The sequence below is a fragment of the Acidovorax sp. HMWF029 genome (assembly GCF_003060895.1).
Classification (GTDB): Bacteria; Pseudomonadota; Gammaproteobacteria; order Burkholderiales; family Burkholderiaceae_C; genus Acidovorax.
In genome coordinates, this window is record NZ_QAIH01000225.1 from 79268 (window position 1) to 91009 (window position 11742).

The following is an 11742-nucleotide window of genomic DNA, read 5'->3' on the forward strand; positions in this document are numbered from 1 at the left end:
CGTCGATGATCTCGATGGCGGGCACCACGTACTCGGTGGCAGCCAGCACGTCGAAGATGCTCACCGGCGGTCGCCCCGGCTCGCCGCGCAGCGGCTTGTTGAGCACGAATGCCAGTTCCACCTCCACGCGTGGCAGGATGAAGCGCTGCATGGGGATGTCGCCGCCTTCGGCGAAGAACATGTCGTCCAGCAGGGTGCCGAAGTCCGGCTCGGTGATCTGGCTGGCGACCTGCATGGCGCGCGAGGTCAGACCGATCTTGTGTCCGCGCACCGTGCGGCCCTCGGCGATCTTCATCGCCACCCAGGCGCGCGAGATGGCATAGCCATCCTGCACCGTCATGCCGGGGTGGCGTTTGGAGAAGTGTTCCACCTGCACGCGGGTCTTCTCGGCCTGGTGCAGCTCCCGGGCCAACTGCTGGATCAGTGCGTCGTCAAGCATCGGTGCGTTCTCAGGATTCAGCGGTAAAGCCAATTGCCTTCACGATGGGCCCCCACTTGTCCCCGTCAGCCTTGAGCAGCGCGGCCAGTTCGGCTGGCGTGGACGAGCGCGCCTCCAGCCCCATGGCAGCCAACCCGGTGATCACGTCCTTGTCGGCCAGCGCAGCACGGATGGCTGCATTGGCCTTCTGAACCAGCTCAGCCGGAGCCTTGCCCGGCAAGAAAAAACCAAACCACTCGCCATAGACCATGTCTTGGTAGCCTTGTTCGACAAGGGTGCTGACGCCCGGCACGAACTTGTTGCGCGTTGCGCCCGAGGTGGCCAGCACCCGCAGCTTGCCGCCTTGCAGGTGTGGCAAAAATTCGCCCACTGGCGCAGAGACGGCAGCAATTTGCCCGCCCAGCAAGTCCAGGATGGCCGGCTGCGATCCGCGAAAGCCCACGTGACGCATATCCACCTTGCCGGCGCGGCTGATCAGCTCGCCTACAAAGTGGGGGACCGACCCCGGTGCGGGCGAACCGAAGTTGGCGCCTGCGGGATGGGACTTGCACCAGTCGAGGAACTCGGGAACTGTCTTCACCGCCGCGGGCACCTGCGGACCTACGGCAAAGCCCATGTCGAACACCACACCCAGGGAGACGGGGGTCACGTCGATCACGGGGTCGTAAGGCAGCTTCTTGTAGGTGTGGGGGTAGATGCCCAACATAGACATGGGCGTGACCAGCCATGTGGCGCCGTCGGCAGGCGCTCCCTTGAGCGTGGTGATGGCAATCTGCCCGCCAGCGCCGGTCTTGTTTTCTACCACGGCTGATTTGGCGTAGCCGCCCGCAATATGAGTAGCCACGCGACGTGCCAGAGTGTCCACCGTGCCACCGGCTGCAAATCCCGCAAGGATCTTCACGGCATCGATGGCCTGGGCCTGGGCCAGGAAGGGCATGCAGCCCGCAGTGCCGGCGAGAGCCCAGTGCAAAGCGTCGCGACGCGACAGGGGTGTGGAAAAGCTCATGGTTTGTCTCCTGTGTTGGGTTGTGAGTTACTGCTTCGACGCCTGCCTGTAGTTGGCCTTGAGGTGCTCAGGTACGCGCTCGTCGAAGCCGAAGGCCACGCGCCGCACCTCTGGGCTGTCGGTGGGCCGGTGGCCCACACTCAGGGCCGAGGCACGCGGCGCGTCGATGGCGACCACCGTGCCCGCCAGGCGGCCCAGACCCGTGATCTCGCACTCGACCAGATCGCCCGGGTCCACGGAACGCGAATGGCACGGCGTCCCCATCAGGATCACGTCGCCCGGCACCAGGGTGATGTGGCGCGCGATGTCGGCCACCACATAGTGCGGGCCCCAGATGGTCTCGTTGCCGATGTGCGCCTCCTGCACCACCAGGCCATTGCGGTAGGTGCGCAGCGTCTGCTCGAACAGGTTGACGCCGCGCACGATGCCCGGGCCGATGGGCAGCAGCGTGTCCGCGCCCTTCACGCGCAGCATGCTGCCCTGGTCGGTGTCGCGGTAGTTCTGCAGGCCCATGTCGAGCGCGGGGCAAAAGCCTTCGATGTAATCCCAGGCCTCGTCGGGCAGCACGTTGCGGCAGGTCTTGCCGATCACCACGGCGTACTCGCCCTCGTAGTTCAGGTACTGGCTGTCGGCGGGCTTGTGGATCTCGCAGCCATGGCCGTTGACCGAGGTCGGCGGCTTGGTGAAATAGGTCGGCGTCTCCGTGGGCTTGGGCTGGTTGCGCGTCTCGAAGCTGCGCGAGCTGTACGAGATGTGCACCGCGATGACCTTGCTGGGCGACACGGGCGGCAGGTGCTGCACCGTGGCCGGGTCGACCACGCGGCCGTCGTCCAGGCGCAATTGGCCCTGCTGCGTCCCTTCTTCCACGATGGTGCCCCAGCAAGCGCTGCCGCCCACCAGCACGCGGCGGCGCTCCACGCGCGGGCCGCGCATCACGGCCGGCAGTTCGGTGATCGGGAATTCGAAGTTCATGCCGCCACCTCCGCCGTCGCCTGTTCACCTTCGAACCACATGTGCACGTTGCCCGTGCCGCGGGCGTTCTCGTACGCCGACAGGGCCACGCCCTTCGCGCGGCAGTCAGCGCCGCCCATGGCACCCAGCATCTGCAGGTAGTGGGCGCCAAAGGCCTCCCAGGGCATGGTGCGGTATTCGTCCTGCCAACGGTCGAGCACCATGTCGTGCCGCCCCTCTTCCATCAGCGCAATGGCGCCCTTGTCGCTCACGATGTTCTCGGGCCGCGAGACATTGCTCTCGTGGAAGATGCGCGGGTGCTTGGGCTTCCAGTCGATGGGGTTGAACTTGTGACTCAAAGCGCCCGAGGCCAGTAGCAGCACGCGCAGGTCGCTGCGGCGCACGGCCTCGGCAATCGCCTCGCCCGACTTCAGGAAGTGGCGCCAGTCGCAGTTCTGGCACGAGCTCACGGTGACCACGGGCGTGTCGCTGCGCTCCAGGCGCAACTGCTTGACCAGGTTGATGGTGGCGTACTGCTTGCCCAGGTCGGGGTGGTTAATCACGCGGTTGTAGCCGCCTTGCTCGCGCGATGCGGCCTCGATGGCCAGGGCCAGATCAGGGTGGCCCCGGTAGTCGTAAGGCACGCCATGCAGGTACCAGGGCATTTCGTCCGAGATGTAGATGCCCTGGTAGCGCGCAGCGCCGTCCACCAGGTGGTAGCCGGTGGTGAACCAGTGCGAGTCGAAGATGATGGCCACATCGGGCCGGGCTTTCTCGATGCGCTCGCGCAGGCGCGCATAGCCGGGGATGAGGTCCGAGTCGGCCCCCGCGCCCTGCAGCACGCGGAACTCTTCGCACTGCATCAGGCCGGGGTGATGCGAGACGATGGCAGCGCCAACGATGCTTCCCATGGGGTGTGTCTCCTCTGTATTTGGTAGTGTTCAGCGGTGGCTGAAGCTCGCGCGGAAAGGTTTTTTCGGAACCACAATGTCCTTCACGTCGCAAAAGAACTCGAAGCTCCAGTCCCCGCCCTCGCGGCCCACACCGCTCCGCTTGATGCCGCCGAACGGTGCGGCCAGGTCGCGGATGCCAAAGCTATTGACCCAGATGAATCCGGTACGTACCTGCTGCGCCACGGCGCTGGCGTGCCCGGTCTCGCCGTAGCAGACGCCGCCTAGGCCGTAGTCCGTGCCATTGGCAAGGGCGATGGCCTCCTCGTCGCTGTCGAAGGTTTGCAGCGTGAGCACCGGGCCGAAGACCTCGTTCTGCACGATCTCGCTGTCCTGGCGCACGTCGGTGAGCAGCGTGGGCTGGTAGTACTGCGCACCGAAAGGGTGGTGCGCACCGCCCCACAGCAACGTGGCGCCATCGGCCACCGCGCGCTGCACGAAGCCATGCACGCGCTCGACCTGGCGCGGGTGGATGATGGGGCCAACCTCAGTGGCCTCCTCGCGCGGATCCCCTACGGTGAGCTTTTCGACATAGCCGCGCAGCGCTCCAACGAAGGCGTCGTGCACCTTGCGGTGCACCAGGAAGCGCGTGCCCGCCAGGCATACCTGTCCGGCGTTGCGGTACATCAGCGCGCCGGTGGCTGCCGCGTTGTCGATATCGGCGTCCTCCAGCACGATGAAGGCCGACTTGCCCCCAAGCTCCAGGCTGCAGGGCACGAGGTTGGCACCGGCGGACTGCGCGATCCACTTGGCCGTGGGCACCGAGCCGGTGAACGAGACGCGCGCCAGGCGCGGGTCGCTGACCAGGCGCGCGCCGGTGCTGGCGCCCGCGCCCTGCACGATGTTGAACACCCCGGGCGGCAGGCCGGCCGCGTGCGCGCAGTCGGCCAGCAGACTGCTGGTGAGCGGCGCCCATTCCGGCGGCTTGACGATGACGCAGTTGCCCGCTGCCAGCGCAGGGCCGAGCTTCCAGGTGGCCAGCATCAGCGGGGCGTTCCATGGCGTGATGATGGCCACCACGCCAGCCGGGTCGTGGCGCACGATGTGGGTGGCCTGCTCGGTCTCGATGGGGCGGTCCTGCAGCGTGAGGGCGTGTTCTGCGAACCAGGTGATGTTGAGCATGGCGCGCGGCACCACGCCGTGCTTCATGCGCGAGAGCAGTACGCCCGCGTCGTTGGATTCGAGCGTGCAGAAATCATGGGCGCGCTTGCCGATCTCGGCAGCGAAGCGGTCGAGATATGGCCTACGTTCGGCGGCCGTGAGCGCGCTCCAGCCCGAGAAGGCGCGCGCCGCAGCGCTGACGGCTGCATCCACATGCACAGGCGAGCCTTCGCTGATGCGACCCAACAGCGCCTGGTCGATGGGCGAGTGCAGGTCAAAGCGCATGTCCGAAGCCACGCGCTGGCCGTCGATGTAGTGGTGGGGCGATACGGCGATTCCAGCGACGTTCAGCGTGTCGGTGCTCAAGGGGTTCTCCGGTCAGACAACAAAGCAAAGGGGCCGGGTTGCCTGCCCCCTGTCGTCGCGGAGTATCTGCAGCCCCGTGCTTGACCACAATCAATGCTTTCTTACGTATTGTGAAGATGATCTAATGAATAGCATCACTTCGATCCACGTGCCCATGTCCCTGCCTCACTTCACGCTGCGCCAGCTCGAAGCCTTCGTCACTGTGGCCGAGATGCGCAGCTTCACGGCCGCCGCCGACCGCCTGGCGCTCACGCCGTCGGCCGTGAGCCAGCTGGTGGGTGAACTGGAGGATGTGCTGGACTTCAAGCTGTTCGAACGCAGCACCCGCCGGGTCGGCATCACCAGCGCAGGGCGCGAGTTCCTGGCGTCTGCCGAATCGGTGCTGAAGCACCTGCGCATGGCACAAACGGCCGCGAGCGATGTGCACAACCGCGCAGCCGGGGTGGTGCGCATCGCAGCCCCCCTGGTCGTGGCGAGCGTGATCCTGCCCCGCGCCATCAAGGCATACCAGCAGACGCGGCCCAAGGTGCGCATCCATATCCGGGACGCGCCGGTGGAAAAGCTGGTCGATGCCGTGGCCAGCGGCGACGCCGACCTAGCGCTCGGGCCAGACCGAGCCTGTGGGGAGGACATCGCACGCACGCCCTTGTTCCAGAGCCCCTGGGTGCTGTGGTGCGCCCCCACCCACCCGCTGGCGCGCCAGCGCAGCGTGACCTGGGCCCAGCTGCACGCCTACCCCCTAGTGGCCGCCGGGCGCGACCACGAGCGCAGCGTGGCCCAGATGCACACCGGTCTGCCCAGCGAGCAGCGCGTGACGCCGGTGGAGATCGTGGACAACATCTCCACCGCACTTGGCCTGGCCGCCGCCGACGTGACGGCCACGCTGGCCCCTGACTATGTGGGTGCCCTGGCCAAGCCACTGGGCCTGGTGCGGCGGCGCATTCTGGAGCCAGAGGCGATGCGCTACGTGTGCCTTTACAGCCCCACCCAGCGCGCCACCTCACCAGCGGCCGAAGGGTTTGCAGAACATGTGGTCAAGGTTCTGGCAAAGCCGCAGTGAGTCGAGGCCTTGTCGGCCGTCGCGTTTCAAACAAAACGCGGCAACAAAAGACAAGCCTCGGCATTGGAGGCTGAGAAACAGCGGTCGGCGGCCTCGCGCCAGGGCCACCACCCAAACGCTACATGCTCGCGCGGGCTCAACACTACCGGAGTGCCCACGGGCACGCACAGACCGAACACACGCTCGCGGTTGAACACCACGCCTGGCGGATAGCGGTGGCGCCATTGCGGCCAGATGTCGTAGATGTTCTCCAGGCACCAATCGGTGAGCACGATGCCCGTGCCACGGGTGTCGATGCCGGTCTCCTCCCGCACCTCGCGCGCAGCCGTGGCCTCCCAGGCTTCATTCAAGTGGTCTTTGCTGCCGGTGACCGACTGCCAGTGGTTGCCACCGTCGGCCCGGTGCAGCAACAGCACGTCAAGCGCGGGCGTGTGGATCACCACCAGCACGGACTCGGGAATCTTGAAGGGCCGCTGCTGCTGCATCGCCGCCATGGGGGTCAGGGCTTGGTTTTTGTCGCCACCGGGGGCGGCAGCTCCTTGGCCTGCAGTGCGCGCACCTGCACCACCAACTGGTTGTGCGCGTCCAGGAAGGCGGCTGCGATCACCTTGCCTTCATTGGTATTGCTCCAGCCCGCACCAGCCGCGCCGCCGAGCTTGCCAAACACCAGGCCGCCCACTCCCAGGTCAGTGGTGCGGGCAGATCCGGTGGCAGCCACTACCTGTTCGGTGGTTTCGTTGTCGGACAGCAGGAGCGCCGTCTGCGCCTCCTTGAATTTGACCTGCTCCACCATCCCTGCAAGGCCCGCGATGTCGCGCAGCACCGGAATCATGGCGATCACCCCGGCCAGGCCCCGGCCTGCATCCTGCTCGCTGAACGTGAGACTCGGCGTGAGCGTGTACTGCGCCTCATAGCCCTTGCCCTTGGCCACAGTGGAATTGTTTTTCCGCAGGATGCCCGCGTCCTTCAGCTCCTGCTCCTGTATCGTGCCTTTCAGGCCCGCCGCCCGGTCCACCACCCGGAAACACCCGCTTTGCTGGGCCAGCAGCTTGACCAGGGGCACCGGCGATGCAGGCAACTGGTAGCCCGATCCCATGATGTAGCCATTGGGGTTCTCGGCCAGTGCCAGTGTGGCCACCGGGGCATCGCAGCGCACCAGCTCCTTGGCAGCGTTCTGCGCGCCCTGGGGCCCCGCCGAGCCGGTGACGACCGAGCCGCCCTGCCCCAGTTCGGTTTTCTTTTCGCCACAGCCCGCCAGGGCCAGAAGCACCAAGGCGGCGGCAACCGCCCGCAACGTATTGGAACGCATGGAGAAACTCCTTCAAGCACCAGCCAGGGCCGGCCAATAAAAAAGCGGCGCGGGCGCCAGGCCCGTGCCGCTTTGTGGTGCGATGCCCCAGAAGCGCATCTGCAAAGATCGATAGATCCTAAAAAACGCCCCGGATCAGGCGGCCTTGATGGCGTCCGGGTTGCGCAGGCGGATGTGCAGCTCGCGCAGCTGCTTCTCGTCCACGGGCGATGGGGCCTGGGTCAGCAGGTCCTGCGCGCGCTGGGTCTTGGGGAAGGCAATCACGTCGCGGATCGACTCGGCGCCCGTCATCAGCGTAATCAGGCGGTCCAGGCCGAAGGCCAGGCCACCGTGTGGCGGCGCGCCGTACTGCAGGGCATCCAGCAGGTAGCCGAACTTGGCCTGTGCGTCTTCCGGCGTGATCTTGAGCGCATCGAACACCTTCTTTTGCACATCGGCACGGTGGATACGCACCGAGCCGCCACCCAGTTCCCAGCCGTTGAGCACCATGTCGTAGGCCTTGGCGATGCACTTGCCAGGGTCCGTGTCCATCAGGTCTTCGTGACCATCCTTCGGCGACGTGAAGGGGTGGTGCACTGCGGCCCAGCGGTCGTTTTCTTCGTCATGCTCGAACATGGGGAAGTCCACCACCCACAGGGGCGCCCAGCGGTTTTCGAACAGGCCGTTCTTCTTGCCGAACTCGCTGTGGCCGATCTTCAGGCGCAGCGCACCGATGGAGTCGTTGACGATCTTTTCCTTGTCGGCACCGAAGAACAGCAGGTCGCCGTCCTGTGCGCCGGTACGTTTCAGGATCTCGGCGATGGCGGCGTCGTGCAGGTTCTTGACGATGGGCGACTGCAGGCCGTCACGGCCATTGGCCACTTCGTTGACCTTGATCCAGGCCAGGCCCTTGGCGCCGTAGATCTTCACGAACTCGGTGTATGCATCGATTTCGCCGCGCGAAATCTGCGAGCCGCCAGGCACGCGCAGGGCCACCACGCGGCCACCCTTGGTGGTGGCAGGGGCCGAGAACACCTTGAAGTCCACGTCCTTCATCACCTCGGTCAGCTCGGTGAATTCGAGCTTCACACGCAGGTCGGGCTTATCGGAACCAAAGCGGAAGGCCGCCTCCTGGTACGTCATGATGGGGAACTCACCCAGATCCACACCCAGCTGGGTCTGGAACACTTCGGTGATCATGCGCTGGAAGATTGCGCGGATCTCTTCCTCGTTCAGGAACGAGGTTTCGCAGTCGATCTGCGTGAACTCGGGCTGGCGGTCGGCGCGCAGATCTTCGTCACGGAAGCACTTGGTGATCTGGTAGTAGCGGTCGTAGCCGGCCACCATCAGCATCTGCTTGTAGAGCTGGGGCGACTGGGGCAGCGCGAAGAACTGGCCGTCGTGCACGCGGCTCGGGACCAGGTAGTCGCGCGCACCTTCGGGCGTGCTCTTGCCCAGCATGGGGGTTTCGATGTCGATGAAGCCTTCCTTGTCCAGGAAGTTGCGCACCTGGATGGCGGTCTTGTAGCGCAGCATCATGTTGCGCTGCATGTGCGGGCGGCGCAGGTCCATCACGCGGTGCGTGAGGCGCGTGGTTTCCGACAGGTTCTCGTCGTCCATCTGGAACGGAGGCGTGACGGAGGGGTTGAGCACGTTCAGCTCATGGCACAACACTTCAATCTGGCCGCTCTTGAGCTTGTCGTTGGTCGTGCCGTCCGGACGGGGACGCACCAGGCCCACGACCTGCACGCAAAACTCGTTGCGCACGTCTTCGGCGGTCTTGAACATCTCGGCGCGGTCAGGGTCGCACACCACCTGCACATAACCTTCACGGTCGCGCAGGTCGATGAAGATCACGCCACCATGGTCGCGGCGGCGGTTTACCCAGCCCGACAGGGTGACGGTTTGGCCCATCAGGGCTTCGGTCACAAGACCGCAATAGTGGGAACGCATGGCCATGGCAAAAACTTCCGGCGCCCAAGGGGCGCGTTAAAAGGGATTCACTTACTGGGGGAAACGAGCGTGGGGTCAGCAGGAGCGACCACGCCCATCGAAACAATGTACTTAAGGGCAGCGTCCACGCTCATCTCCAGCTCGACGCAGTCGCTCTTGCGCACCATCACGAAATACCCCCCCGTAGGGTTGGGTGTCGTGGGCACGTACACGCTCACGAATTCGTCACGCAGGTAGGCTGCCACTTCGCCGTTGGGGGCACCTGTGACAAAAGCCACAGTCCAGACACCCTCGCGGGGCCACTGCACCAGGACCGCCGTGCGAAAGGCGTTGCCGCTCTCGGAAAACAGCGTGTCTGACACCTGCTTGACGCTGGAGTAGATGGAGCGCACCACGGGAATGCGGTGCACCAGTGCATCGCCCCACTGGACCAGCTTGCGGCCAGCGAAGTTGCTGGCGATGGCCCCCACCACCAGCAGTATCAGCAGGGTGAGCACAACACCAAAGCCGGGCACATGGACACCCAGGACCTTGTCGGGGTGCCATGCGACGGGCAGTATCTGCAAGGTCTGGTCGAGAGTGCTCACAATCCAGTTGAGCACCCATGCCGTAATGACACCGGGAACGATGACCAGAAGACCCGTCAACAGCCATTTGCGCAGGGCAGCCATGCAGTTCCTCAGCTCGAAGAAACAGATGCGGAACTGCCACTTGCGTCCGACACGCTTGGGCTGGTAGCTTCCTTTTTGGGAGCATCACCCGTGCTGACAGGGGCAGTTGCCTCGGAGGTGCCTCCCGACTTGGCTTCCGTCGCAGGAGCGGAGTTGCCACCGTTGCCACCACGGAAATCCGTCACATACCAGCCCGAGCCCTTGAGCTGAAAGCCCGCTGCAGTGACCTGTTTGGAAAATGCCTCGGCACCGCAGGCGGGACACACCGTCAGGGGTGCATCGGAGATTTTTTGCAGCACATCCTTGGCATGGCCGCAGGAGCCGCATTTGTAGGCGTAAATAGGCATGTCAGTGTGTTGAGGGAAAGTGCAAAACCCTCAATTATAGGCGGCACGCCCTGCCCTCAACCCCCATGCACCGGACACAGGGGCCGGGCATTCAGCGGGCGCTGCCTTCGTAGTGAATGACATGGCCCTTGTGGTCCTCGAGCCACTGCGGCGCCAGAGAGCCGCCCACCATCCCCACCAGCGCGGCCAGCACGCCGGCCAGTTGCTGCGGGAACGCCTCCGACAGCATCGGGCTGGCCACAAACAGCAGCCACACGCCCAGACCCATCGCCACCGCGAGCAGGGCCCCTTGGGTCGTCGCACGCTTCCAGTACAGGCCAAAAACCAGCGGCACAAAAGCCCCCACCAAAGGAACTTGGTAGGCACCTGACACCAGTTCATAAATCGAAGTGCCCTGCATGGTAATGGCATAGGTCAGCACACAGGCCGTGAACACCAGCACCGAGATCCGCATGGCCTTGAGGGTCTGCTGGTCGCTCATACCGGGGCGCAGGTTGTGCAGGATATTCTCGACAAAGGTCGTGGAGGGCGCCAGCAAGGTGGCGGACGCCGTGGACATGATGGCCGACAGCAACGCACCAAAAAAGGCCACTTGCAGCATGATGGGCATGCGCTCCATCACCAGGGTAGGCAGCACCTTCTGCGGATCTTCATTGAGCAGCGCCTGCGCCGTCTCGGGCATCACCAGCACGGCCGCAGTCACCACAAACATGGGGATGAACGCAAACAGCAGGTACAGCACGCCACCAATCACAGGGCCTTTGCGCGCCGTTTCAGGGCTGTTGGAAGACATCACGCGCTGAAACACGTCCTGCTGCGGGATGGAGCCCAGCATCATGGTGATGGCAGCGGCAATGAAGAAGGTCCACTCCTTGAACCCTCCGCTCGGGAAGAACTGGAACTTGCCCTCGCGCGCGGCGTACTCCACCACCTTGCCCGCACCACCGGCCAGGTCGGCAGCAAACCAGGCAATGGCCAGCATCCCCACGCCAATCACGATCATCTGCACGAAGTCCGTCATCGCCACGGACCACATGCCGCCATATAGCGTGTAGACCAGCACCACCAGCGTGCCGATGACCATGCCCAAGGTGACCGACACAGCCCCCTGCGTGAGCAGGTTGAAGACCAGGCCCAGGGCCGTGATCTGCGCTGCCACCCAGCCCAGGTAGCTGAACATGATGATGGCCGAGCAGGCCACCTCGATCACTCGCCCGTAGCGCTGGCGGTAGTAGTCGCCCAGGGTGATCAAGTTCTTCTTGTACAGCTTGTAGGCAAAAAAGAAACCTACAAGCACCAGACACATGGATGCACCGAAGGGGTCTTCCACCACCGCCCCCAGGTTTCCGCTGACGAAGCGGGCCGAGACCCCCAGCACGGTCTCCGATCCAAACCAGGTCGCAAACGTGGTGGCGATCACAACGGCCAGGGGCAGGCTGCGCCCCGCCACCGCATAGTCGGCCGTGTTGTGCACGCGGGTCGCAGCATACAGACCCACACCAATCGAAATCAGCAGATACAGAACAATGAAAGACAACAGCATGGTGCCGCTCCGAAGCTCCAAGGGGGTTGCGAAATAAACAGGACGCGCGGCGGGCACAGCGTGCGGC

The 11742-nt window shown here is 64.7% G+C and carries 11 protein-coding genes and 1 pseudogene; 1 reads left to right on the forward strand and 11 read right to left on the reverse strand.

All coding sequences use genetic code 11. The features are described 5' to 3' along the window. From DBR12_RS22995 to DBR12_RS16125, 5 genes and pseudogenes are all read right to left on the reverse strand, one after another. Positions 1-439, reverse strand: a pseudogene (locus DBR12_RS22995) (2-oxo-hepta-3-ene-1,7-dioic acid hydratase); the annotation flags it as partial. Positions 440-449: 10 nt separating this feature from the next. Continuing rightward, positions 450-1445 (reverse strand): Bug family tripartite tricarboxylate transporter substrate binding protein, encoded by a 996-nt coding sequence (locus DBR12_RS16110; RefSeq protein ID WP_108618179.1) that lies wholly within the window; start codon positions 1443-1445, stop codon positions 450-452. A 27-nt stretch (positions 1446-1472) separates the two neighbouring features. Then, complete coding sequence (locus tag DBR12_RS16115) at positions 1473-2417, reverse strand: fumarylacetoacetate hydrolase family protein (RefSeq protein ID WP_108618180.1); 945 nt, start codon at positions 2415-2417, stop codon at positions 1473-1475. Continuing rightward, positions 2414-3307: an extradiol ring-cleavage dioxygenase gene (locus DBR12_RS16120; protein ID WP_108618181.1), complete on the reverse strand. Its 894-nt coding sequence runs from the start codon at positions 3305-3307 to the stop codon at positions 2414-2416. Before DBR12_RS16120 ends, DBR12_RS16115 begins: the two co-directional genes overlap by 4 nt. Before the next feature lie 30 nt (positions 3308-3337). Further along, the gene (locus tag DBR12_RS16125; protein WP_108618182.1) at positions 3338-4813 is read right to left on the reverse strand and encodes an aldehyde dehydrogenase family protein; all 1476 of its coding nucleotides are present in this window, start codon (positions 4811-4813) and stop codon (positions 3338-3340) included. A gap of 154 nt (positions 4814-4967) precedes the next feature. Here DBR12_RS16125 and DBR12_RS16130 point away from each other — a divergent pair, with 154 nt between their 5' ends. Continuing rightward, entirely contained in the window at positions 4968-5873 is a 906-nt protein-coding gene (locus DBR12_RS16130) for a LysR family transcriptional regulator (RefSeq protein ID WP_108618304.1), read from the forward strand. Positions 5874-5899: 26 nt separating this feature from the next. On the opposite strand, the gene nudB is transcribed toward DBR12_RS16130, so the two are convergent. The 6 genes from nudB to DBR12_RS16160 all read right to left on the reverse strand — a co-directional run bounded on the left by nudB (position 5900) and on the right by DBR12_RS16160 (position 11675). Continuing rightward, positions 5900-6367 (reverse strand): dihydroneopterin triphosphate diphosphatase, encoded by a 468-nt coding sequence (gene nudB, locus DBR12_RS16135; RefSeq protein WP_369861619.1) that lies wholly within the window; start codon positions 6365-6367, stop codon positions 5900-5902. A gap of 5 nt (positions 6368-6372) precedes the next feature. Then, positions 6373-7182, reverse strand: coding sequence for a CsgG/HfaB family protein (locus DBR12_RS16140; RefSeq protein WP_108618184.1), 810 nt, complete (start codon positions 7180-7182; stop codon positions 6373-6375). Between the two features lie 135 nt (positions 7183-7317). Further along, positions 7318-9120, reverse strand: coding sequence for an aspartate--tRNA ligase (gene aspS / locus DBR12_RS16145; protein ID WP_108618185.1), 1803 nt, complete (start codon positions 9118-9120; stop codon positions 7318-7320). 41 nt (positions 9121-9161) lie between these two features. Beyond that, positions 9162-9785: a DUF502 domain-containing protein gene (locus DBR12_RS16150; protein WP_108618186.1), complete on the reverse strand. Its 624-nt coding sequence runs from the start codon at positions 9783-9785 to the stop codon at positions 9162-9164. A gap of 8 nt (positions 9786-9793) precedes the next feature. Next, positions 9794-10132: an FmdB family zinc ribbon protein gene (locus DBR12_RS16155; RefSeq protein WP_108618187.1), complete on the reverse strand. Its 339-nt coding sequence runs from the start codon at positions 10130-10132 to the stop codon at positions 9794-9796. A gap of 91 nt (positions 10133-10223) precedes the next feature. Further along, the gene (locus DBR12_RS16160; RefSeq protein WP_108618188.1) at positions 10224-11675 is read right to left on the reverse strand and encodes a sodium:solute symporter family protein; all 1452 of its coding nucleotides are present in this window, start codon (positions 11673-11675) and stop codon (positions 10224-10226) included. Positions 11676-11742 lie beyond the last annotated feature (67 nt).

Bases quoted from the DNA above. Each gene is read 5' to 3' on its own strand.
- DBR12_RS16160 (WP_108618188.1), bottom strand. From the start codon at position 11,675: ATGCTGTTGTCTTTCATTGTTCTGTATCTGCTGATTTCGATTGGTGTG.
- nudB (WP_369861619.1), bottom strand. From the start codon at position 6,367: ATGGCGGCGATGCAGCAGCAGCGGCCCTTCAAGATTCCCGAGTCCGTG.
- DBR12_RS16140 (WP_108618184.1), bottom strand. From the start codon at position 7,182: ATGCGTTCCAATACGTTGCGGGCGGTTGCCGCCGCCTTGGTGCTTCTG.
- DBR12_RS16115 (WP_108618180.1), bottom strand. From the start codon at position 2,417: ATGAACTTCGAATTCCCGATCACCGAACTGCCGGCCGTGATGCGCGGC.
- DBR12_RS16120 (WP_108618181.1), bottom strand. From the start codon at position 3,307: ATGGGAAGCATCGTTGGCGCTGCCATCGTCTCGCATCACCCCGGCCTG.
- DBR12_RS16110 (WP_108618179.1), bottom strand. From the start codon at position 1,445: ATGAGCTTTTCCACACCCCTGTCGCGTCGCGACGCTTTGCACTGGGCT.
- DBR12_RS16155 (WP_108618187.1), bottom strand. From the start codon at position 10,132: ATGCCTATTTACGCCTACAAATGCGGCTCCTGCGGCCATGCCAAGGAT.
- aspS (WP_108618185.1), bottom strand. From the start codon at position 9,120: ATGGCCATGCGTTCCCACTATTGCGGTCTTGTGACCGAAGCCCTGATG.
- DBR12_RS16130 (WP_108618304.1), top strand. From the start codon at position 4,968: ATGTCCCTGCCTCACTTCACGCTGCGCCAGCTCGAAGCCTTCGTCACT.
- DBR12_RS16150 (WP_108618186.1), bottom strand. From the start codon at position 9,785: ATGGCTGCCCTGCGCAAATGGCTGTTGACGGGTCTTCTGGTCATCGTT.